Genomic DNA, 21,066 nt, shown 5'->3' with positions numbered 1-21,066 from the left:
TTGACACGACCTGAGGAGGAGACATGCCGAACTACGTCGGATTCCTGCGCGGCACCGGCGAGGCGCAGTCGGATCTGAGCCCGGAGGAGCTGCAGCACACGCTGGAGCGCTACATGGCGTGGAGCGAGAAGCTCGCCGCCGAGGGCAACCCGCCGACCGGCGGCGGGCTGTCCACCAGCAAGAGCCGCGTGCTGCGGCGCGACGCGAACGGCCTGTCGGTGACCGCGGGGCCGTTCGTCGAGGCCACCGAGATCCTCGGCGGGTACATCACCATCGAGGCGGCCGACCTGGACGAGGCCGAGCAACTGTTCTCGACCCACCCGCACCTCGACTTCGGCTCGATCGAGGTGCGCAAGGTCGGCGAACGCGGCTGTGAGGCCTGATCACGCCAGGGGGCTCGTCGAGCACCTGTTCCGGCACAGCGCGGGTCCGATCACGGCCGCGCTGTGCCGGAACCTCGGGCCATCGCGCATCGATATCGCGGAGGAATGCCTGCAGGACGCGATGCTGCAGGCACTGCGGGTCTGGCCGCACGAAGGCCTGCCGGACAATCCGCGCGGCTGGTTGTATCGGGTCGCTCGCAATCGCGCGGTGGACCTGGTGCGGCGCGACGACGTGCTGCGGGACAAGCTGCCGCTGCTCGTCGACGGCGCGCCGGCGGACGGCTTTCGCGGTGACGACGAGCTGGCGCTGATGTTCCTGTGCTGCCACCCGGGGTTGCCCGCGGCGTCCCGGGTGGCACTCACGCTGAAGGTGGTCGGCGGCCTGAGCGTGGACGAGATCGCCACCGCACTGCTGAGCAAACCGGCGACCGTGGCACAGCGGATCGTGCGCGCCAAACAATGGATGCGCGCCAACGCCGCGCCGTTCGAGGTGCCGCCGCCCGAGCGGCTCGAGTCCAGAGTGGACAGTCTGCTTTCCGTGCTGTACCTGATGTTCAACGCTGGGTACGAGGCGAGCGACGGTGACACGGCGGTGCGCAGGGAATTGTGCGCCGAGTCGATCAGGCTGTGCCGGCTGCTGGTCGCCGACCCCCGGACGGACCTGCCGAAGGTGCGCGCGTTGCTGGCGCTGATGCTGCTGCACGCGAGCCGGCTGCACGCGCGCACCGACGACGCCGGCGACCTGCTCCTGCTGTCCGACCAGGACCGGCGATCCTGGGATCACGCCATGATCGCCGAAGGGGTGCGCACGTTCGCCGACTCGTGCACCGGCGACGCGCGGTCGGTGTATCACGTGGAGGCGGCGATCGCGGCATGTCACGCCGCCGCCTCGGACGCGACCCACACGGACTGGTCGCGGATCGTGTCGCTGTACGACGAACTGCTGGCGATCCGCCCGTCACCGGTCGCGGCACTCAACCGGGCGATCGCGACCGCCATGACCGACCGGCTGGACGAGGCGCTGACCTGGCTGGAGGAGTTGCGCGACGAGCCGGCGCTGGCCGAGTACCACCTGCTGCCGGCCGCACTCGGCGCGCTGTACCTGCGATCGGGCGACCGGGAGAGCGCCGCCCACCACTACCGGGAGGCACTGTCCCGCCGGTGCTCCGAGCCGGAACGCCGCTTCCTCCACCGCCAGCTCGACCTCTGCACGGCGTGATAAAATTCTGTCCTGTCTAGACAGACCAGTTGGAGGTGGACCATGGCGCACCCGACACACTGGCAGGTCCAGGAAGCCAAGCAGCGGTTCAGCGAGGTCCTCCGTGCGGTCGAGGATGACGGACCGCAGACGATCACGCGCCATGGCGACGAAGTCGCCGTCGTGATCGACATCCAGGAGTACCGCCGGCTCACCGGCGGCTCACAAAGTGCCTGGTCCGCGCTGGCCGGCCCGCCATACTTCGATGACGACATGATCGAAGTGATGGACGAGATCGAGGCTGCCCGTAAGAAGGACTTCGGGCGTGAAGTCGACCTCGGGATCGCCGAGTGACTTACCTGCTCGACACCAACGTCCTGTCCGAAACCCGCAAGCGGAACGCCGACCCCGGCGTCCGCGAGTGGATGTCCGGTACGCCGCTGACCGCCGTTCACCTGTCCGCGCTCACGATCGGCGAGGTCGGCAGAGGCATCACCAAGGTGCGCACGAGAGGAGACGGACGCCAGGCCGACGTGTTCGCGGAATGGCTCGACAACGTGGTCGAAACCTATGCCGACCGCATCGCCCCGGTCACCGTCGACGTCGCTCGGGCGTGGGCCGACCAAGATCTGGCGACACGCGGCTCGGCTGTCGACCAACTGATCGCGGCCACCGCGAAGGTGCACGGCTGGACCGTGATCACCCGCAACACCAAGGACTTCGAGCACACGGGGGTCGCTGTGATCAACCCGTTCACGGGCTGATCAGACCAGGTAGGGGTAGGCGACCGGGTGCGGTGCGCGTAACTCGATGCCTTGTCCCACAACGGGTTCTCGGCGCGTGCCGAGTTCGACGTCGATGACGCAGTCGGGTGCCAGCCGTACGGAGAGCACACCGGCGACGACCGCCTCCGCCGTTCCGGTGATCCGCACGCCGTCCGGTGTGTCCACAATGGACGGACGGCGCGCCTCGGTGGGAATGATCGACACGCGCGAGTCGTCCAGCTCCAGCTCGACGTGGTGCCGCTCGCCGGCGCGCGGCGGATCGCCGTCCCAGCGCACGGTCGCGGTGCCCGCCGCACACGTGAAGCGCACCAGCGGCGGGTCGCCCGCGACCTCGATGACCGCGATCAGCACCGGATCAGTGCGCCGCGACGGCCTTGAGCTTCGGATCGCCCTCGTCGGCGTGATAGTCCTCCGAGTTCGTCTTGTCCAGCCCGTTCGGCCAGCGCAGCCGGTTCGCGATCACCGTGACGATCGCGGCCACGATCAGGTTGGACAGCAACGCGACGATGCCGACGTAGATCTGCGTCTGCGAGCCAGCGAACGGGTGCCAGCCGAACAGGCTCAGCTTCTCCAGCGCGAGCGCCGAACCGCCGAAGTGCAGCTTGCCGGTCGCCGGGTTCGGGATCTCGTAGAGCAGCAGCATTCCCCACACCATGCCGACCGTCCAGCCTGCGATCAGCCCGCGCACGTGGAACCACCTGGTGTACAAGGCGATCGCGACCGCCGGCAGTGTCTGCAGGATCATCACGCCGCCGATCAGCTGCAGGTCGATCGAGAACTGCGGGTCGATGAACAGGATGAACGCCACCGCGCCGAACTTGACCACCAGCGAGGCCAGCTTGGCCTGCTTGGCCTCCTGCGCCGAGCTCGCGTCCTTGCGGATGAACTCCTTGTACACGTTGCGCGTCCACAGGTTCGCCGCGGCGATCGACATGATCGCGGCGGGTACCAGCGCGCCGATGCCGATCGCGGCGAACGCGATTCCGGTGAACCAGGACGGGAACTGGTCGGCGAACATCTTCGGGATGATCGTGTTCAGATCGGCGTTGCCGGTCGCCTGGTTCACGATCGCCGTGGTGCCGGCCGCGATCGCCACGAAACCCAGTAGTGCCAACAAACCCAGCAGGAACGAGTACGCCGGCAGCGCGGACATGTTCCGCTTGATCACGTTCCGGCCGCGCGAGGCGAGCACGCCGGTCACCGAGTGCGGGTACAGGAACAGCGCCAGCGCCGAGCCGAGCGCGAGCGTGGCGTACTGCAACTGGTTGTTCGGCCCCAGCAGCATGCCGTCGGTCTTGGACGGGCTCTTGTCGAACTTCGCGTCGGCCGCGGCGAAGATCGTGTCCCAGCCGCCGAGCTTGATCGGCAGGTAGATCACCGCGACCACGATCACGACGTAGATGAGGATGTCCTTGACGAACGCGATCAGCGCCGGCGCGCGCAGGCCGGACTGGTACGTGTACACCGCGAGGATCACGAACGCGATCAGCAGCGGCAGGTGGCCGACGACCCCGGAGCCGTTGAAGCCCATCGTGCGCAGCACCGACTCCAGGCCGATCAGCTGCAGCGCGATGTACGGCATCGTGGCCAGGATCCCGGTCAGCGCGACGATCGTCGCCAGCGGCCGCGAGCCGTACCGCCCGCGCACGAAGTCGGCCGGCGTGACGTAGCCGTGCACCCGGGACACCGACCACAGCCGCAGCAGCGGCATGAACACGATCGGGTAGGCGAGCACCGTGTACGGCAGCGCGAAGAACCCGGTGGCACCGGCGGAGAACATCAGCGCCGGCACGGCCACGAACGTGTACGCCGTGTAGAGGTCACCGCCGATCAGGAACCAGGTGATCCACGAACCGAACTTGCGCCCGCCGAGGCCCCACTCGTCGAGGTGGTCCAGCGTGTTGCCGGCCTTCCACCGCGACGCCACGAACCCCATCACGGTCACCAGGCCGAACAGCAGCGCGAAGATGACCAGCTCGACCCACTGGATGCCGCCGTTCACTTGGCGCTCCCCTCGTCCAGGTCATCCACGCCAAGCCGGTCTGGCGCGTCTCGCACCACCGGTGTGTCACGCGTCTTGAAGTAGACGATCGAGGTGCACAGCACGCCGACGACGATTCCGACGAACTGGAACCAGTAGAAGAACGGCATGCCGAACAGCGCGGGGGTCTCCCGGTTGAAGACCGGCGTCAGCAGGAACAACAGCGGGATGGCGAGCAGCAGGTTCCAGTTGGACCAGCGCAGCCCCGGTCTTGCCGGACGAGCGGACATCGTTGCCTCGCATGGGTCGTGTGTGACGCATGACCATAAACGCCGAAGGCGATCACGTCACTAGACATCGAGCACCAAACGCTGCGACTTCGACCGCGAGACGCACGCGTAGACGACGTCGGTCCGCCCGCGCTCGGCCGGCTGCAGCACGCTGTCGCGGTGCTCCGGCGTCCCGCGCAACACGGTGATCCGGCAGGTGCCGCACACGCCGTTCTCGCAGGACGCCTCCAGGCCAGGGGCGTATTCGCGCACGGCGTCCAACAGGGTCCGCCCGGCCGGGACGGCGACGGTGGCCCCGGTGCGGGCGAGTTCCGCGGTGAACGGGCGCTTCGGTGCGGTGTCGGCGGCCGCGGCGAAGTGCTCGACGTGCAGGCGCTCGGCCGGCACCATCCGCTCCAGCGCGTCCATCAGCCGGTGCGGGCCGCAGGCGTACACGTGCGTCGCCGGTGGCGCGGTGCGCACGAGTTCGGCCAGGTCGGCCCGGCGGCCCGCGTCCTTCGGGTACAGCCTGACGCCGGCCGACGCGCGCAGGTCGGCGGCGAAGGCCATGGTGCGCGGCGAACGGCCGAGGTAGGCCAGCCGCCACGGAAGCCCTCGGGCGGCCACCTCCCGGATCATCGGCAGCAGCGGCGTCACGCCGATACCGCCCGCGACGAACAGGTACGCCGGCGCGTCGACCAGCGGGAAGTTGTTCCTCGGCCCGCGGACGCCGATCCGCTGTCCTGGCCGCAACCGGTGGATCTCCCGGGAGCCGCCGCGGCCGTCGCGCTCCAGCAGCACGGCCACCTGGTAGCTCGTCCGGTCCGCCGGGTCACCGCACAGCGAGTACTGCCGCACCAGGCCGGACGGCAGCACCAGGTCCACGTGCGCGCCGGGCTCCCAGGCCGGCAGTTCACCACCCTTCCGATCGGCCAGGGTGAGCCCGACGACGTCCTCGGCGAGTGGCCGCACCTCGGTGACGGTGACCTCGCGGGTGCCCGAGGACCGGGACACCTGCCGGCGCCCGCGCGGTGTGCGTCCTCCCGGCTTGTAGACCGACACCACGGCGGTCGCGATCAGCAGGATCAGCATCACCGGCGCGCCGAACGCCAGGGCGCGGCCGTCGCCGGTCGGCTGGCCGGTGCGCAGTGCCTCGTCGAGGCCGCCGAGCACCCAGCCGTGGGTGAACCCGAACGCGCCGATCATGACCAGGGTGAACAGGATCTGCTTGACGACCACCCACCAGTGCCGGATCAACCCGAACGGCGTCCCCAGCGCCAGCCACACCCCGGTGACCAGGGACAACAGCGCGGCGATCCCCATGACCGTCTCGTCCAGCACGGCCAGCCCGTGGTAGGTGCCCGCCCGGATGCCGGGGTGCTCGGTCGCCAGTCCGACCAGCGACAACACCACCATCGACGCAGACACTCCGATCCAGCCGACCGAGCCGACGATGTGTGCGGCGAGCACTGCCTTGCGCGTGCCCGGCCGCATCCGCCGGGCACGCGTGGCACCATCCGTCTGTGTCATCCGATCCTCCATTTAAGAGCCGTTGCGTCTCTTAAACTTGCAGACTGGATACGGCACGTACACTAGGGATCACCCTGACTCGACCCTGAACCGCGGAGGTGACGGTGGCGCCGGATGCCGGACCGAGACGGCGCGGAGAGAACCTGATCGCGGCCATTCACCAGGCCGCGATCGAGGAGGTCGCCGAGACGGGCCTCGCCGGGCTGACCGTGGAGGCCATCGCGGCGCGGGCGGGCACCGGCAAGGCCTCGCTGTACCGGCGCTGGCCGTCCAAGGAGGCGCTGCTCCTGGACGCGCTGGACCGGGCGATGCCGGTCGGCGCGGCGGAGTGGACCGGCGACCTGCGCACGGACCTGCTCGGTGCGCTCCGCGCGATGGCCGAGTTCCTCACCGGTCCCGCCGGGCCGCTGATGCGGGCGGTCATGGCCGCGGTGATCCAGGACGAGAAACTGGCCGCGGCCTTCGCCGGCCAGTTCTTCGGCTCCCGCCTCGGGCCGATGCGCGAGCGCCTGCGCGCCGGCGCCACCCGCGCCGAGGTGATCGACTCGCCGATCGCCTACCTCGGCCCGGAGCTGGTGCTGTTCCGGTTCCTCACGCACACCGGTCCGGTGGACGAGGAGTACCTGACCACGGTCGTGGACGACATCGTGCTGCCGCTACTGCGGCCGCCCGCCGAGGAGCGCGTCCGGGAGTTGGAGGCGGCACTGGCCGAGGCACACCTGGAACTCCGGCGGACTAGGAGCTGAGCCGTTCGCTCGCGGTGTCGCCCTTGCGCGCGATCGGCACGTGCTCGCCCGCCATGGCCAGACCGACCCGCGGCATGTTGCCGTACACCGCCTCGTAGTCGCCCTCGCGCACCACGTAGGTCTCGTGCCAGAAGCCGACGTCGCCGGTGAATCCGACCTTGCGGTTGAACATCCGCCACGACTCCAGGTGCGGATACAGGTGATTGCGGGCGAAGTGCACCAGCTCGTCCACGCTGCGCCAGTACTGCACGAGCAGTGGACCGGTGGCGGTCATGGACAGCCGGTAGCCGAGTAGGCCGAGATCCTCGCAGTCCAACGCGCGCAGCGAACGCGGCATCGCCCGGAGCACCGGGAACCACTTGTGCACCTTCCACGGCTTGTTGATCCGCATGCCGATCAGAAAGACGACGAACTCGCCGTCCAGATGTGCGGTCATCCGCCCGGGGACCACCGGGTTGGCTTCGCGCATGGCGCACTCCTTCGTTTGATAACATCGTTACGATAACACGGTTATCTGTCGTCGCCGGATGCTTGTATGGAGGCATGCACCCTGAGACCCGAGCCGTCCACGTCGAGGCCCCGAAGCTGGACGGCGCCGCCCCGCTGTCCGTCCCGATCTACCAGACCTCCGGATTCGCGTTCGACGACGCCGAGGTGTTCGCCGACGGGCTCGCCCGCCCGGACGGCGCGTTCGTGTACACCCGCATGTCCAACCCGACCGTGCGCGCGCTGGAGAACGCGCTCACCGATCTCGAAGGCGGCACGGCCGCGATCGCCACCGCGTCCGGCATGGGCGCGATCAACGCGACACTGCGCGGACTGCTGCGGCCGGGCGACCACGTGATCGCGCAGCGGCAGCTCTACGGCAGCACGTACACCGCGCTGCGGGCGATGGCCCAGCGCGGCGAGATCGAGGTCGACTACGTGTCCGGCCACGACCCCGACGAGGTGCGGAAATCCTTGCGGGACAACACGAAGGTGCTCTACCTGGAGACGATCGGCAATCCCGCCGCGCACGTCTCCGACCTGCCGGCGCTGGCGGCGGTGGCTCGCGAGGCCGGGGTGCGCACGGTCGTGGACAACACGTTCGCCACGCCGATCCTGTGCCGGCCGATCGAGCAGGGCGCCGACGTCGTGGTGCACTCGATCACCAAGTACATCGGCGGGCACTCCGACATCCTCGGCGGGGTCGCGGTCGTGGCGGACGCCGAGCTGCACCGTCCACTGTGGAGCGAGGCGGCCGAGCTGGGCGTGACACCCGACCCGTTCGCCGCGTGGCTGGCCATCCGCGGCCTGGCCACGCTGAGCCTGCGCATGCGGCAGCACTGCGCCAACGCCGAGGTGATCGCGAACCGGCTCGCCACGCACCCGTCCGTGGCGTCGGTGTTCTGGCCCGGCCTGCCGGGCAACCCGAGCCACGAGATCGCCAAGCGGGTACTCACCGGCGGGTTCGGCGCCACCTTCGCGTTCGAGCTGAACGGCGGGCGCGCGGCCGGGGAGAAGTTCGCGACCGCGTTGCGGCTGGCCAAGTTCGCGCCGTCGCTGGGCGGCACCGAGACGCTGGTGCTGCACCCGGCGTCCACCTCGCACCGCCAGTTGTCCGGCGTGGAACTGGAAAACGCGGGCGTCTCACCCGGAATGATCCGGATCTCGGTCGGCATCGAGCACGCCGACGATCTGGTCGCCGACCTCGAGCAGGCCCTCGACCAAGTCTAACCCGCCATCACCCGAACGCGCGAGTCCCGCGCTGTGCACCGGCGAGTCCCGCGCTCAGGCAGGCCCATCCGGCTGCTCGAGCGCGGGACTCACCGTGTCTGAACGCGGAACTCGCGATGTGGACGCCGACATGGCCGACACCGGGCGGTACGCCTGGAGGTCCAGCACACTGTCCACAGTGGACATTTGATAGCGGACAGTCGGAGCTTGCGTGCTCCGCAGCCGCACCTTAGGGGAACGGGATGCAAGCCAGCCACGGGAACGACGCGACCGCAGTAGTCCACTAAAGGCACCCATTACTGGGGAATTCCGGGGAGGCGGGCTGGTCGCGGCGGTACACCACGCCGGGACACACCAGCAGCACGTCGTCGACGGGGTCGGCGGCGAGTGCCCGCAAGGCGGCCGGCACCAGCGCGGTGGAGTGGCTGCGCAGCATTCGGCGCGCGTCGACGTACCGGGTGTAGCGCGCGTCTCGGGTGACGTCGGCCGGGTCGTAGCCGAGCCGGTCGTAGTTGTCCTCGACCGTGACGACGTGATCGCCGCGACACCAGCGCACGGCGAGATTTTCCTTGTGTGCCAACGCGTTCACGGCATCGTGCACGAGTAGCTGGATCGCGTGCTGTCCCTGTGCCGGGTCGGTCAGATCGCGGGTGAGCATGGTGGTCCTCCGGAAGTGGCGTACGGACGGGGGAGACAACCCCTGGCCCGCCGGCTCACTCCGAAGGGATCAAGGCGCGTGGCCGAGCCCCCGGGCGCCCGAAAGGGGCCAGGGGCAGCGAAATCGCCGTAACACCATGTCTCGACGGTAGCGCGCGCCGGGCTATGACTCGACTGGATTTCGCACCGCGTACTCGCGCAGCTCGATGTCGGTGGCGAACTTGTCGGTGATGCGCATGATCAGCCGCAGCGGCAGCGAGTGCCGGAACATCCAGTTCCGCATCCGAATCCGACGCTGGCTCGGCGGCGCGAGATACGGGCCCGCGTTGGCCTTTCGCGCGATCTTGGCGTACGGGATCATCTGCTCCTCGTATCGCGCGAACGCCTTCCCGACATCGCCGTCCGATTCGGCCAGCTCGCCGGCGAGAACATAGGCACCCACGATCGCCAGACCGCTGCCGAATCCGCCGAGCGTGTTCCCGTACGCGGCGTCGCCGATCAGCGCTACCCGGCCTTTCGTATAGTGGTCCATCTCCACGCGGCCCATCGAGTCGAGATAGAAATCCGGCGCGCTGGAAATACTGTCGAGGTATTCGGGTACCCGCCAGCCCACACCGGAGAACGCCTCGGCGAGCGCCTTCTTCTGGGTCTCGACGTCGGCGCGATCGAGTCCGCGCTCGTCGGAGGCGAACACGAACATCGAGGCAGCCTTCGGCCCGTCGATGCTGGCCATACGACCGGGTTCGTTGTACATGTACCCGGTGGCCCGGTCGGAGCGCACCACGCGGTCGTTGCCACCGATAACGGCGTAGTAGTGGCCGAGAAACCGCACGAACTCCGACTCCTCGCCGAACGCGAGCCGGCGCACCGCGGAATGGATGCCGTCCGCGCCGATCACGATGTCGAACCGGCGCGGCGCACCGTGTTCGAATGTCACATCGACGCTGTCACCGGTGTCGGCGAGTGCGGCGATCCGGTCACCGAAGACGTATTCGACGGAATCGGCGGTGTGCTCGTACAGAACCTCAGCGAGATCGCCGCGCAATATTTCGACATCGCCGCCGGTGAGCTCACCGGGAATGGTGGCGAGCGTCCGGTCGTGCTCGTCGACGATCAGCATGTCGGTCTTTCCGGTCTGCCGGCGGATCACCTCGTCCAGGATTCCCATCCGTTCGAGCACCGTGCGATGCGTCTCGCCCTTGAAATCGACCGCCTGGCCGCCGGGCCGCAACGCGGGAGCGCGTTCGACCACGGTCACCCGCCAGCCATGGCGACTCAGCCAATAGGCCAGCGCCGGGCCGGCGATGCTGGCGCCGGAGATCAGCGCGGTTCTGCTGGTCATGACCCCTCCAAGCTATCTGTTTCTAGTGGACGCAGATCAGTTTATGGTAGAAACAGATAACTGGCAAGGAGGCGCCCGATGACCGTGGATCCGCCACCCGAGGTCGCCCTGCTCTGGGGTACCCGCGACCGGCCGCGACCAGGCCCGAAGCCGAGCATGAGCGTCGAGGCGATCGTGACCGTGGCCATCGCGTGCGCCGACGCCGAAGGGCTCGCCACGCTGTCCATGCAGCGCATCGCCGACGAGCTCGGCTACACGAAGATGTCGCTGTACCGGTACGTCCCCGGCAAGGCGGAGCTGGTCGCGCTGATGCTGGACACCGCGCTCGGCCCGCCGCCCGACCTCGCCGACGCGGGCGACGGCTGGCGCCCGAAGCTGCGCGCCTGGGCGCTACACCTGTGGACGGCCGGCAACCGCCACCCGTGGTGGCTGGAGGCCGCGATCGGCCCCCGGGTGCTGGGCCCGAACGAGATGGGCTGGCTGGAGAGCGGGCTCGGCGCGCTGGTCGACACCGGCCTGCCGTACGGCGAGCGGCTCGACACGATCGTCCTGCTCACCAGCCACGTGCGCGGCCTCATCCAGCAGACCGCGGGCGCGCCCCGGCCGGAACACGACCTGCGCGCGGCGATCGCGTCCGTGCTCAGCGAGCACGGTGATCGCTATCCAGAGGTCGTGGCCGCACTCGGCGGCAGCGGTTCCGGCTCGTCGGACGAGGCGCTGGAGTTCGGCATCGACCGCATCCTGGACGGGCTCGCCGCTCACCTGGGCACGTAGCTGACCAGCAGGTTCCACAGCAGGTACCCGGTGCCGTGCGGGAACCGCGATCCGGGGGGCGGCGGGTACTGCGTACAGCCCCAGTCCGCCTGGCAGTTGTCGCCGACGACCATGAACTGGAACGGCGAGAGCTTCCCGACGCCCAGGTACCCGCTGGACCCGTGGTGCGACCAGAGCCGGCCCTCGGGCGCGATGCCGTCGTCGCCGGCCGGCACGATCGGCGCGTTGTCCCACCGCTTGCTCTTCGGCCAACCCTCCAGCGTCCACCATTCGTCGCCGTTGCCGGAGTGGTTGAACGCCAGCGTGTTGCCCGGCCGCCCGAACGCCAGCATCAGCGAGTCGCCGCCGAGCCGCACCAGCTTCGGCGACACCCCGTAGCTGGGCAGGCCGGCGGTGCCCGGCGCGGTGTTCGGCACGTCCAGCGGCACCGGCTTGCTCCAGGTCGCGCCGCCGTCGGCGGAGTGGGACCGGTACAGGTAGGAGCGCACGTGCTCGCGCGGCGAGGTGTGCGCGCTGAGGAAGAACTGGTCGCAGCGGGAGACGTTGACCAGCCGGCCGTCCTTCGTGGCCGCCACGGTCGCCTCGGTGAACCCGTTCCAGTCGCGCACGACCGCGCCGGCGACCTTGTCCAGCCCGGGACACCACGGGCTCGCCGGCGCCGCCACGCCGCGCACCGCCCAGGTGCGCCCGAGGTCGGTGGACGCGATCACCGACTGCGCCCACCGCATGTACGTGCCCTCGTTGCGGTAGTACATCGGCGCGAGCAGCGTGCGCCCGTCCGGCGCGAGCGAGAGCCCCTGGTACACGATCCCGGGTGTCACGCCCTTGCCGAACGTCATCGCCGACTCCGACAGCGTCCAGGAGATGCCGTGGTCGGTGGACTCCCAGCGGATCGCCACCCAACGGCCGTCCGGCTTCTTGCGCAGGTGGCTGCTGATCGCGATCAGCGTGCCGTCCGCGGTCTCGTGCACGTTGGCGAACGAGGACGAGGCGCCCGGCTCGGTGTCGTGCAGCGCCGTCGACCAGTCGATCTGCCCGTTGACCTTGCGCCGCGCGACGTGCCAGGCCTCCCCGTCGCCGTCGCGCCAGAGCAGGCGCATCGACTTGTGGTCCAGCGTCGGCGTGCCCGGATCGTCGGCGCTGCCGTCGCGATGGTCGGAGTGGCTGAGCAACTGGCGGCGCTTGGTGGCGCCGTTCTCGTTCCAGGTGGTGATGTGCAGCGACGGCATCGCGCGTCGCGGGTTGCCCGCGGCGGCGGGCATCCAGTTCGGGTTCGCCGTGCTGACCGTGGGTGGCCAGCCGGGCGGCACCGCGTTGGGTGCGCCGGTGGCGCCGCCGGACGGGATCAGCACGATCCCGGCCACGGCGGCGAGTACGCCGAGTGGTGCGAGCAGCCGTGTTCTCACGGCCACACCGTGCACCGTGGCGCTAACGCTTCGCTAAGCGCGCGGCAGTGGGATTCTCGGCCCGTCGTCCCTATGCACGTCTCCGCGCGTGTCCCTGCTGCCGGTGATCGCGTCTGTCAGAAGCACGCACACCACGGCGGCCACGGCCAATATCAACATCGCCAGCCCCGCGACCATGACACACCTCCCCATTCGGCTCGCCTCGGCGGCTCATTGTGAGCCCCGTCACTACTAAGACGTATCGCACAGTGTCCGCGTTCCGCTTCCCTGTGGACAACTCAATTTGATGGAGACCGAACGGTCCACAGGTTGTGCACAACTTTGTCCACAGGCTGTGGACAACTCAGCGGAGTACGCACACCGCGACCACGAGCGCCGCGACCACACAGCTTTCGAGCAGGCCGGCACCGGACAGGATCAGCACACCGAGCAGTGCCACGTCGGGTCCGCGCACGGTCTGCACGACCAGCCGCATCGGAACCAGCCCGAATCCCACGTCCACGATCATCAGGTCGTCGTAGCTCGGCATCGGGCGCGCCACCGTGCGCACCACAGCTGCGCTCACGACCAGCATGACCAGCAGCGTGTGCGGCATCGCGAGGCCCTGCCCGAAGATCGCGCAGCCGGCCAGCACCAGCGCCGTCCACACCGCGCCGACCAGCGCGATCAGCGCTCCGTGCGTGACGCGGATCGCGGTGTCCGACCCGGACAGCCACCGCCGCCTGCCGGGATTTCGCCACAGGTCGGCCAGCCCGCCGCCGAACGGCACGAGCGCGAGATAGCCGGCGATCGCCACCGGCCAGGTTGGGGACAGCGCGGGGAAAACCCTGTGGACGATCACCACGACGACGGCCAGCACGAGCGCGTCCACCAGGTACCGCGCCCGGCTCAGCACGCCGATCACGGCCAGCCGCAGCGCCGTCACGCGCCCGCCGAGGCTCACCCGTCCGGCCGGCGGCAACATCATCATCGGATCGAGGAACGACAGCGCGACCGAGCGCACCACCCGTTCACCCCACGCGTGCACCAGCGCCGCACGGCCGGCCGTCGGCACCGCGCGCCTGCCGCGATCGAGCGCGACCAGCAGGGCGGCACCACCGACCGAGACGACCACGGCGAGGTGCGCCGGCGGCACCTCGTGCGTGCGCGCCAGCACCGCGCCGGCGTAGGCGAGCAGCCCCAGCCGCCACACCCCGGCCCACACCAGCCGCGCGTACAACACGCGCTCCCGGGTGCCGGGCAGGAAGTCCGCCCAGGTCAGATCGGCCGCCGAGCGCCAGAGGAAACCCTTGCGCCACAACGACTTCACGGCGATCAGCGTGAACACCGCCAGTGCGGCGAGCGCGCCCGCCGGGTCCGGCGGCGCGGTACCGACCAGTGCCGTGCGCACGCCGCCGGTGTTGACCAGCGTGGTGATCGCGAACGCGCCGAGGAAGATCAGGTACCAGGCCCGGTCGCCCACCGCGAGTGCCCGTTTTCTCACCCGAGGCTCACCACGTGGTCGGCGACATCGAGCAGCGCGGGGTGGTGCGTGGCCATCAGCACGGCCACGCCGGCGTCGGTGCACCAGCCGATCAGCTGCGGCAGCCACGCCTTGCCGTCCACGTCCAGCGCGCGCTCCGGCTCGTCGAGCAGCAGCACCTGGTGCGAGCGGGACGCCGCGCCGAGCAGGAGCAGCCGTCGGCGCTGCCCGGCGGACAACCCACCGGCCGGCACGTCCGCGCGGTGCGACAGGCCGGCGTACTCCAGCAGCTTGTCCACAGTGGACTGATCTTCGTCGGAGAAGGAGTGCAGCAGCAGCTCGATGTGTTGCCGCGCGGTGAGTTCGGCGAAGAAGTCGGAGTCGTCCAGCAGTACGGACACCGACCGTCTGAAGTCGACATCGCGCTCGTCCGGCCGCTGGCCGCAGACGGTCAGCGTGCCGGCGGTCGGGGTCTGTGCGCCGTAGACGCAGCGCAGCACGGTGGACTTTCCGGTGCCGTTCGGGCCGACCAGCGCCACGCACTGTCCGGAGTGGACGGTGAGGTCGATGTCGCGGAACAGCCAGGAGTCGTCGATCCGCACGCCGAGACCGGCAACTTCGATCACCGAATCGACGGTACCGAAATCAGCCCGACGCCGCCCTGATCACCGAACCGGTGCGCTCGATGTCGTGCAGGTGATGGGTGCCCTCGTGCATGGCCTGGCGCACCAGCCAGCGAGCGGTGCGCACCTCGTGCGGCAGTCGGGTGACCGTGCGCTCCCACTCGTCCTCGCGCACCCTGGCGATCTCCTCGCGGAAGCCGGCCGCGGTGGCGTCCAGCTCGTCCAGCGCGGCCTCGACGTTCCAGTCGATGTAGCGGAAACGCGTGGCACGCAGGTTGTTCAGCATCGGCTCGACGGCCGGGCGGTCCTCGGTGCGAGCGCGGTACAGCCGGATCGTGTAGCTGGCGTAGACGTCGCGCAGGTGGCACACGTACTCCACGACCGACCACTCGCCGGCCGACGGGCGCACCGCCCGCGCGGCCTCGGGGATCTCCGCGACGGCGGCGCGCGCCGCACCGGGAATCGCGGTGATCGTCTCCACCGCGCGCGCGATCGTGGTCCGCTGGTAGTTCACCCGGCACAGCGGGCAGAAGTGCTCCTCACCCGCCAGTGCCGGCAGGTCGTCCACGGGCTCAGGCCGAGACGCGGTTGGTGATCTGGTCGCCGACGGTCATCAGGCAGTGCACACAGCGGACGCCGAAGTGCGTGTCGATGAGGTCGCTGCTGGACACCTCGTCCGCACAGGCGGTCTCGACCGTGTCGCCGCCGCCGCGGAACGCGTGCACTCGGCCGTCCTGCTCGGACCGGCCCCAGTGCCACCTCTCATCGGTATCCATGATCATCGCCCCTCGTCCCACTCCTTCACGCCCTGTCACTTCTTGGATCTCCCGACACCTAGGACGGCGTTACCCGTCACGGGGTTTCACGCGCGAAAGTGTGATCCGGTTGCCTTCGGGAACCGGGGCCGCCGCCGCGCCGTCTATGAACACGGATGTACATTGACTGGGACGTGTTCGAGAGAGGCCTTCGAGATGACACAGCAGCACCTGAACCAGATGCCAGCCGCACAGCCGGCGCGCCGCCGTGCACGGTGGGAGCGCTACCGGGTGACCAACCCGTTCTCGCCCAAGGCACTGGCCGGGCTGTGGGGGTCCATCGTCGCCGTCGTGGCGCTGGCCGCGCTGCTCGGCTGGGCGCTGGAGATGCGGGGCGGCACGGTGATCGTCTTGGCGATCCCGTTCATCGCGGCGTGGTTCGAGAACCAGCGCACGGTGTTCCAGTTCGACCCGGCCGGCGTGCGGGTGGGCAACGTGATCCTGCCGTGGACCGACGTGACGCAGTTCGTCGTGGCCACTCCGCCGAACGGTCCCGTGCTGATGGGCGCGCGGCTGCGGCCGGGTGCCTCGCTGCCGGAGGGCGCGATCGTGCCGCCGCCGAACCAGGCGATGCCCGCGCCGATCCACGTCGCCGTGCAGCCGCAGAAGTTCGACCTGGCGAAGATGGTGGCCAAGGCGCGCAAGTACGCGCCGCCGAACGTCCGGATCGTCGTCGCCGACCCGACCGGCGAGCGCGTGGCGTCCTAGAAATCGTTGTGCCGCAAGGAAAACTGCGGATGTCGGTGTTCGGTGGTATCACTTTGCCATGGAAGAGCACTCCGTGGCGGAGGCCGAGCGGTACGTCGCCGAGGTGCAGGAGCTCCTCACGGCGCCGCGCGACCGCGAGTGCCTGGCGTGCTACGTCGAGCGGATGGTCGACGAGTTCGGGTGCGACAACACGCTGCGCTGGGCCGAGCACTGGCGGGACGCGTCGGCGCCGCGTGCCACCGCGCTGCGCAAGCGGCTGAACGCGGGCGGCGGGTACTGCGACTGCGAGGTGCTGCTCAACGTCTACCCGGAGCGGCTGCCCAGTGATGTGGACGATCCGCTGACCCCGTGCGACGGCGTGTCCCGGCGCGGCTCCACCAAACCGTGCGCCAAGCCGCTGCCGCCTCCGCTCGGATAGCACCCGTGCGGGGGCCGCGATCAAGGGCGACGTGTGGTTAGCATCACAGTATGTCTTCAGATCACGTCGTCGCGACGTTCACCACGGACAGCAAGCAGCTCGCCGACACCGTGGCCGCCGAGGTGCTGGCCGCGGAGCTCGGCTGCCCGCACATCGAGGGCCCGATCCGCAGCAAGTACCACTGGCACGGCACCGCGCACGCCGACGCCGAGTGGCGGGTGGAGATCGCCACCAGCCCCGACCGCGCGGACGCGCTGCTCGACCTGATCAAGAACCGGCACGGTGTCGAGGTGCCCGATGTGGCCCTCACCGGACAGCACGAGCTGCTGACCGAACAGACCGGCTGACGTGCGATCGTCCGCGACGTGAGCGCGGCAACGCCCGCTTGTCGCAAGCGATTCCTCGCCGTCGCGTGAAAGAATCGTGACCATGTCAGTCAGCGTCCTTGAACGCGAGATGTACTCGGAAGCCGAAGCAGCCCGGCTCCTCCGTGTATCGCAGAGCACGCTCAACTACTGGCTTGAAGGTGGCGTTCGCCGGAACAAGACCTACAGCCCGGTGATCCGGTCTGAGTCCAAGGGGCACCGAGCGCCAGTCACTTGGGCCGAGTTCATCGAGGCGGGGCTGCTGCGCCAGTACCGGCGCACACACAGGGTGCCAATGGCCGAACTCCGCGCCTTCATTGACCGGCTAAGGAACCGGCTCGGGGTTCCCTACCCGCTAGCCGACCGCAGACCTTACGTACTCGAAAAGCAGCTTGTTCTTGAGGCGCAGGACGAGGCTGGGCTCGCGCCTGAATTCTGTCTCGTTGCCGAGGTACGTCAGCAACTCGTTCTCACGGCACCCTCCGAATCCTTCTTCGAAAGAGTCACCTGGGAAGGCGATCTGGCCACCGGCTGGCGACCACACGGTGATGACCGATCGCTGGTTCGGATGACACCAGACGTGCGATTTGGGCGACCAGCCGTACGCGGAATCAGCACAGAGGCGCTCTGGGAGCAGGTCGACAGCGGTGAGGACATCGAAGTAGTCGCGGATCTGTTCGACCTGTCCATCGACGATGTCCGTTGGGCTATTGCCTACGAAGCGTCGGTACGGGCAGCGTGACGAGAGAAGCCACCATTCGCTTCTACGTCGACGCTGATGTTCTGGGGTTGGCGAAGACACTCGCAGCCCTGCGAGCGGATGTCACCTACCCAGGAGACCCGGGTGGGAAGGTTCGAAAGCGCACCCGACCTCCTTGCCCGATCAGCTCGCCTGCCGTCAAGGACGCGGAGTGGATACCAGTCGTCGCGCGGCACGGTTGGCTCATCATCACGAGAGACAGCCATATACAAGATCACCGTGCGGAGATCGCCGCCGTGAGAGCCAACTCGGCTCGCATGGTTGCCCTTTCTGGGCCGGACGCGGTCGACACATGGCACCAACTGGAGGTGGTTATGTGCCAGTGGCGAGCCATTGAGCGATGCTCCAGTAACGAAGGACCGTTCATCTACACAGCCACAAGAACCGGTTTGAAACCAGTACAGCTCTGACGTCAAGGGAGTCCGTGAAACACGGCGGCCCCCTGAGAGAGAGCCGGGAGCCGGTACCACTGGCACGGAACCGCGCGCCTCGACCTGATCAAGAACCAGCAGGGCGTCGAGGTGCCCGATGTGGCCCTCACCGGACAGCACGAGCTGCTGACCGAACAGACCGGCTGACGAATCACCCCAGCCACTGCACGAGCAGAACGTGCACTTCTCGGTGGCTCTCCAGCACCAGATACACAATCTGACCCGCACGGCGGTCGCCGAAACTCCATCGGCGTACCTCGCCATCGGGATTGCTCTCATGCAGTGGCGGCCCGTTCCACGGACTCAGCTCGAGTACGTCGAGAACCTCGGCCAGCCCCGTGAGCGCCTCGTCGGACACCCGCAGGCGATCTGCTCGGTCGCCTGCGGGTCGACGACGATCCGATACAACTACCTGCCCAGTCGCCGATCGATCATCGCCCTGACGTCGTCACCGGACACACTCCCCGTACGCGGCTGGCCGGTCGCCTGGATGTGCGCGGCGACGGCCAGCGTGCGGAAGTAACTTCCCGGCTCGACCAGCTCCGCATAGGCGAGATGTCGCCACTTGCCCAGCAGCTCGTGCACGGGGCGCAGGTCCTTGTCCTGCTTGGCACGTTCCAGCACGATCTCCCACTCGCGGTCGAACTCGGCGACCACGTCGGGGGTCAAGCACGCGCGAATCGCCAGCGGATCGGCGTCCGGCGGCGTGGGTGCGGCCCCGTGGTGGACAGCGGCGGGAAAGGCCATGGATCGATGGTATCGGGACGACAGAGGGAAATCGACGTGAAACGGCGGCGGCCACTCGGATGATCCGGGTAGCCGCCGCCGTGGTCCTTGCTCAGCCGAGGCGCTGCTTGAGCGCCTCCAGCTCGTCGCGCAGCGAGCTGGGCAGCGAGTCGCCGATCTTGTCGAACCACTCCTCGATCAGCGGGATCTCGGCGCGCCACTCGTCCAGGTCGACGTTGAGCGACGCCTCCAGGTCCTCACGGGACGCGTCGAGGCCCTCGGTGTCCAGATCATCGATCGTGGGCACCCAGCCGATCGGCGTCTCGGTCGCGGCGGACTTGCCCTCGAGGCGCTCGATGGCCCACTTCAGCACGCGCGAGTTCTCGCCGAATCCGGGCCACAGGAAGTGCTTGTCCTCCGCGCGACGGAACCAGTTCACGTAGAAGATCTTCGGCAGCTTGGCGGCGTCCGCCTTCTTGCCGGTGGCGATCCAGTGCGCGAAGTAGTCGCCGGCGTTGTAGCCGATGAACGGCAGCATCGCCATCGGGTCACGCCGCACCTTGCCGACCTCGCCGACCGCCGCCGCGGTGGTCTCCGACGACAGCGTGGCACCCATGAACGTGCCGTGCTGCCAGTCGCGGGACTCGGTCACCAGCGGGATCGTGGTGGCCCGGCGGCCGCCGAAGAAGATCGCCGAGATCGGCACGCCCTGCGGGTCGTCCCACTCCGGCGCCAGGATCGGGCACTGCGACATCGGCGTGCAGTACCGCGAGTTCGGGTGCGAGGACTTCGTGCCCGCCTCGCCGTCGGCCGGCGTCCAGTCCTGCTTCTTCCACGAGGTGAGGTGCGCGGGCGGCTCGCCCATGCCCTCCCACCAGATGTCACCGTCGTCGGTCAGTGCGACGTTGGTGAACAGCGAGTTGCCCTTCGCGATGGTGCGCATCGCGTTCGGGTTGGTGTGCCAGTCGGTGCCCGGCGCGACGCCGAAGAAGCCGAACTCGGGGTTGACCGCGTACAGCCGGCCGTCGTCGCCGAAGCGCATCCACGCGATGTCGTCGCCGAGCGTCTCGACCTTCCAGCCCGGGATGGTCGGCTGCAGCATCGCGAGGTTGGTCTTGCCGCAGGCGCTCGGGAACGCGGCGGCCACGTAGTAGGTCTTGTTCTCCGGGCTGATCAGCTTGAGGATCAGCATGTGCTCGGCGAGCCAGCCCTCGTCGCGGCCGATCACCGAGGCGATCCGCAGCGAGTAGCACTTCTTGCCGAGCAGCGCGTTGCCGCCGTAGCCGGAGCCGTAGCTCCAGATCAGCCGCTCCTCGGGGAAGTGGGTGATGTACTTCGTGTCGTTGCACGGCCACGGCACGTCGGCCTGGCCGGGCTCCAGCGGCGCGCCGATCGAGTGCAGCGCCGGGACGAAGTCGCGCTCGGTGCCGTCCTCGGCGACGAAGCGCTCCAGTGCCTTGGTGCCCATCCGAGTCATGATCTTCATGGAGACCACGACGTACTCGGAGTCGGTGATCTCCACGCCGAGCATCGGCTTGTCCGCCGACAGCGGGCCCATGCAGAACGGGATCACGTACATCGTGCGACCGCGCATCGAGCCCCGGTAGAGCTCGGTCATGATCGCCTTCATCTCACCGGGGTGCATCCAGTTGTTGGTCGGCCCGGCGTCGGCCTCGTCGCGCGAGCAGATGTAGGTCCGCTCCTCGACGCGTGCGACGTCGGTGGGGTCCGACGCGGCGTAGAAGGAGTTCGGCTTCTGCTCGAGACGGGTGAAGGTGCCGGCGTCGACCAACTTCTCGGTGAGCCGGTTCCACTCCTCGTCCGAGCCGTCGACCCAGACCACCTCGTCGGGCGTGGTCAGCTCCGCGACCTCGCGCACCCACCGCAGCAACTGGCTGTGCGTGGTGGGCGCCTGGTCCAGGCCAGGGGTTTCCGTCCTGGCGGACTGAGCATCCGACAGTGTCGTCATGT

At 68.9% G+C, this 21,066-nt stretch carries 27 protein-coding genes; 12 read left to right on the top strand and 15 right to left on the bottom strand.

Annotated features, from left to right (window positions below; all coding sequences use genetic code 11):
• Window positions 1-23: 23 nt before the first annotated feature.
• The 4 genes from EV193_RS17495 to EV193_RS17480 are packed head-to-tail and all read left to right on the top strand — an operon-like array spanning window position 24 to window position 2,345.
• On the top strand, window positions 24-383 hold the full coding sequence (locus EV193_RS17495; RefSeq protein WP_130345199.1) for a YciI family protein: 360 nt from the start codon (window positions 24-26) through the stop codon (window positions 381-383).
• The gene (locus tag EV193_RS17490; RefSeq protein WP_130345198.1) at window positions 373-1,602 is read left to right on the top strand and encodes an RNA polymerase sigma factor; all 1,230 of its coding nucleotides are present in this window, start codon (window positions 373-375) and stop codon (window positions 1,600-1,602) included. The genes EV193_RS17495 and EV193_RS17490 overlap by 11 nt, the downstream gene beginning before the upstream one ends.
• A 42-nt stretch (window positions 1,603-1,644) precedes the next feature.
• Window positions 1,645-1,935 carry a type II toxin-antitoxin system Phd/YefM family antitoxin gene (locus tag EV193_RS17485; protein WP_130345197.1) on the top strand — a complete coding sequence of 97 codons (291 nt, stop codon included), beginning with the start codon at window positions 1,645-1,647 and terminating at the stop codon, window positions 1,933-1,935.
• Window positions 1,932-2,345: a type II toxin-antitoxin system VapC family toxin gene (locus tag EV193_RS17480; RefSeq protein WP_130345196.1), complete on the top strand. Its 414-nt coding sequence runs from the start codon at window positions 1,932-1,934 to the stop codon at window positions 2,343-2,345. The genes EV193_RS17485 and EV193_RS17480 overlap by 4 nt, the downstream gene beginning before the upstream one ends.
• Here EV193_RS17480 and EV193_RS17475 read toward each other — a convergent pair whose 3' ends face one another.
• Genes EV193_RS17475 through EV193_RS34570 form a run of 4 tightly spaced genes read right to left on the bottom strand, consistent with a single transcriptional unit; the run spans window position 2,346 to window position 6,146 of the window.
• On the bottom strand, window positions 2,346-2,717 hold the full coding sequence (locus EV193_RS17475) for a hypothetical protein (protein ID WP_130345195.1): 372 nt from the start codon (window positions 2,715-2,717) through the stop codon (window positions 2,346-2,348).
• A gap of 4 nt (window positions 2,718-2,721) precedes the next feature.
• A complete protein-coding gene (gene mctP, locus EV193_RS17470) occupies window positions 2,722-4,368 on the bottom strand; it encodes a monocarboxylate uptake permease MctP (protein ID WP_423202178.1) in 1,647 nt (548 codons plus the stop codon).
• Complete coding sequence (locus EV193_RS17465) at window positions 4,365-4,637, bottom strand: DUF3311 domain-containing protein (protein WP_130345194.1); 273 nt, start codon at window positions 4,635-4,637, stop codon at window positions 4,365-4,367. Before EV193_RS17465 ends, mctP begins: the two co-directional genes overlap by 4 nt.
• A 60-nt stretch (window positions 4,638-4,697) precedes the next feature.
• Window positions 4,698-6,146 (bottom strand): PDR/VanB family oxidoreductase, encoded by a 1,449-nt coding sequence (locus tag EV193_RS34570; protein WP_341273171.1) that lies wholly within the window; start codon window positions 6,144-6,146, stop codon window positions 4,698-4,700.
• A gap of 104 nt (window positions 6,147-6,250) precedes the next feature.
• Here EV193_RS34570 and EV193_RS17455 point away from each other — a divergent pair, with 104 nt between their 5' ends.
• Window positions 6,251-6,892, top strand: a complete 642-nt coding sequence (locus EV193_RS17455) for a TetR/AcrR family transcriptional regulator (RefSeq protein ID WP_165401384.1) — start codon at window positions 6,251-6,253, stop codon at window positions 6,890-6,892.
• Here EV193_RS17455 and EV193_RS17450 read toward each other — a convergent pair.
• A complete protein-coding gene (locus tag EV193_RS17450) occupies window positions 6,882-7,361 on the bottom strand; it encodes a DUF4188 domain-containing protein (RefSeq protein WP_130345192.1) in 480 nt (159 codons plus the stop codon). The two genes, EV193_RS17455 and EV193_RS17450, sit on opposite strands and share 11 nt — an antisense overlap.
• A gap of 74 nt (window positions 7,362-7,435) precedes the next feature.
• On the opposite strand from EV193_RS17450, the gene EV193_RS17445 reads away from it, so the two are divergent.
• Entirely contained in the window at window positions 7,436-8,608 is a 1,173-nt protein-coding gene (locus EV193_RS17445) for a trans-sulfuration enzyme family protein (RefSeq protein WP_130345191.1), read from the top strand.
• Window positions 8,609-8,891: 283 nt separating this feature from the next.
• Here EV193_RS17445 and EV193_RS17440 read toward each other — a convergent pair whose 3' ends face one another.
• Both EV193_RS17440 and EV193_RS17435 read right to left on the bottom strand, forming a co-directional pair.
• Entirely contained in the window at window positions 8,892-9,266 is a 375-nt protein-coding gene (locus EV193_RS17440; RefSeq protein ID WP_130345190.1) for a tRNA ligase subunit PheS family protein, read from the bottom strand.
• Between the two features lie 162 nt (window positions 9,267-9,428).
• Window positions 9,429-10,607 (bottom strand): FAD-dependent monooxygenase, encoded by a 1,179-nt coding sequence (locus EV193_RS17435; protein WP_130345189.1) that lies wholly within the window; start codon window positions 10,605-10,607, stop codon window positions 9,429-9,431.
• Between the two features lie 78 nt (window positions 10,608-10,685).
• On the opposite strand from EV193_RS17435, the gene EV193_RS17430 reads away from it, so the two are divergent.
• On the top strand, window positions 10,686-11,381 hold the full coding sequence (locus tag EV193_RS17430; RefSeq protein WP_130345188.1) for a TetR/AcrR family transcriptional regulator: 696 nt from the start codon (window positions 10,686-10,688) through the stop codon (window positions 11,379-11,381).
• On the opposite strand, the gene EV193_RS17425 is transcribed toward EV193_RS17430, so the two are convergent.
• From EV193_RS17425 to EV193_RS17405, 5 genes are all read right to left on the bottom strand, one after another.
• Window positions 11,366-12,793 (bottom strand): sialidase family protein, encoded by a 1,428-nt coding sequence (locus tag EV193_RS17425; protein WP_130345187.1) that lies wholly within the window; start codon window positions 12,791-12,793, stop codon window positions 11,366-11,368. The genes EV193_RS17430 and EV193_RS17425 overlap by 16 nt on opposite strands.
• A 337-nt stretch (window positions 12,794-13,130) precedes the next feature.
• Entirely contained in the window at window positions 13,131-14,270 is a 1,140-nt protein-coding gene (locus tag EV193_RS17420; RefSeq protein ID WP_130345186.1) for a hypothetical protein, read from the bottom strand.
• Window positions 14,267-14,875, bottom strand: a complete 609-nt coding sequence (locus EV193_RS17415; protein WP_130345185.1) for an ABC transporter ATP-binding protein — start codon at window positions 14,873-14,875, stop codon at window positions 14,267-14,269. The genes EV193_RS17420 and EV193_RS17415 overlap by 4 nt, the downstream gene beginning before the upstream one ends.
• Window positions 14,876-14,894: 19 nt before the next feature.
• On the bottom strand, window positions 14,895-15,440 hold the full coding sequence (locus EV193_RS17410; protein WP_130345184.1) for a DinB family protein: 546 nt from the start codon (window positions 15,438-15,440) through the stop codon (window positions 14,895-14,897).
• A 4-nt stretch (window positions 15,441-15,444) separates the two neighbouring features.
• Window positions 15,445-15,648 (bottom strand): hypothetical protein, encoded by a 204-nt coding sequence (locus EV193_RS17405; protein WP_130345183.1) that lies wholly within the window; start codon window positions 15,646-15,648, stop codon window positions 15,445-15,447.
• Between the two features lie 195 nt (window positions 15,649-15,843).
• On the opposite strand from EV193_RS17405, the gene EV193_RS17400 reads away from it, so the two are divergent.
• The 5 genes from EV193_RS17400 (at window position 15,844) to EV193_RS34760 (ending at window position 18,348) form a co-directional block, all read left to right on the top strand.
• The gene (locus tag EV193_RS17400; protein ID WP_130345182.1) at window positions 15,844-16,395 is read left to right on the top strand and encodes a hypothetical protein; all 552 of its coding nucleotides are present in this window, start codon (window positions 15,844-15,846) and stop codon (window positions 16,393-16,395) included.
• A gap of 58 nt (window positions 16,396-16,453) precedes the next feature.
• On the top strand, window positions 16,454-16,813 hold the full coding sequence (locus tag EV193_RS17395; RefSeq protein WP_130345181.1) for a DUF2695 domain-containing protein: 360 nt from the start codon (window positions 16,454-16,456) through the stop codon (window positions 16,811-16,813).
• 50 nt (window positions 16,814-16,863) lie between these two features.
• Window positions 16,864-17,160, top strand: a complete 297-nt coding sequence (cutA, locus tag EV193_RS17390) for a divalent cation tolerance protein CutA (RefSeq protein WP_130345180.1) — start codon at window positions 16,864-16,866, stop codon at window positions 17,158-17,160.
• A gap of 82 nt (window positions 17,161-17,242) precedes the next feature.
• Entirely contained in the window at window positions 17,243-17,920 is a 678-nt protein-coding gene (locus EV193_RS17385; protein WP_130345179.1) for a DUF433 domain-containing protein, read from the top strand.
• Window positions 17,917-18,348 carry a PIN-like domain-containing protein gene (locus EV193_RS34760; RefSeq protein ID WP_165401383.1) on the top strand — a complete coding sequence of 144 codons (432 nt, stop codon included), beginning with the start codon at window positions 17,917-17,919 and terminating at the stop codon, window positions 18,346-18,348. The genes EV193_RS17385 and EV193_RS34760 overlap by 4 nt, the downstream gene beginning before the upstream one ends.
• 172 nt (window positions 18,349-18,520) lie before the next feature.
• Here EV193_RS34760 and EV193_RS17380 read toward each other — a convergent pair whose 3' ends face one another.
• The 3 genes from EV193_RS17380 to EV193_RS17370 all read right to left on the bottom strand — a co-directional run bounded on the left by EV193_RS17380 (window position 18,521) and on the right by EV193_RS17370 (window position 21,064).
• Window positions 18,521-18,727: a hypothetical protein gene (locus tag EV193_RS17380; RefSeq protein ID WP_242613457.1), complete on the bottom strand. Its 207-nt coding sequence runs from the start codon at window positions 18,725-18,727 to the stop codon at window positions 18,521-18,523.
• A gap of 50 nt (window positions 18,728-18,777) precedes the next feature.
• Window positions 18,778-19,116: a DUF6247 family protein gene (locus EV193_RS17375; protein WP_130345178.1), complete on the bottom strand. Its 339-nt coding sequence runs from the start codon at window positions 19,114-19,116 to the stop codon at window positions 18,778-18,780.
• 91 nt (window positions 19,117-19,207) lie between these two features.
• Entirely contained in the window at window positions 19,208-21,064 is a 1,857-nt protein-coding gene (locus EV193_RS17370) for a phosphoenolpyruvate carboxykinase (GTP) (protein ID WP_130345177.1), read from the bottom strand.
• Window positions 21,065-21,066: the final 2 nt, after the last annotated feature.

This window comes from Herbihabitans rhizosphaerae (genome assembly GCF_004216555.1).
In the GTDB taxonomy this organism is placed as follows: Bacteria; Actinomycetota; Actinomycetes; order Mycobacteriales; family Pseudonocardiaceae; genus Herbihabitans; species Herbihabitans rhizosphaerae.
Note: the sequence above shows the minus strand (reverse complement) of the source record. Positions and strands in the feature narration are given on the sequence as shown.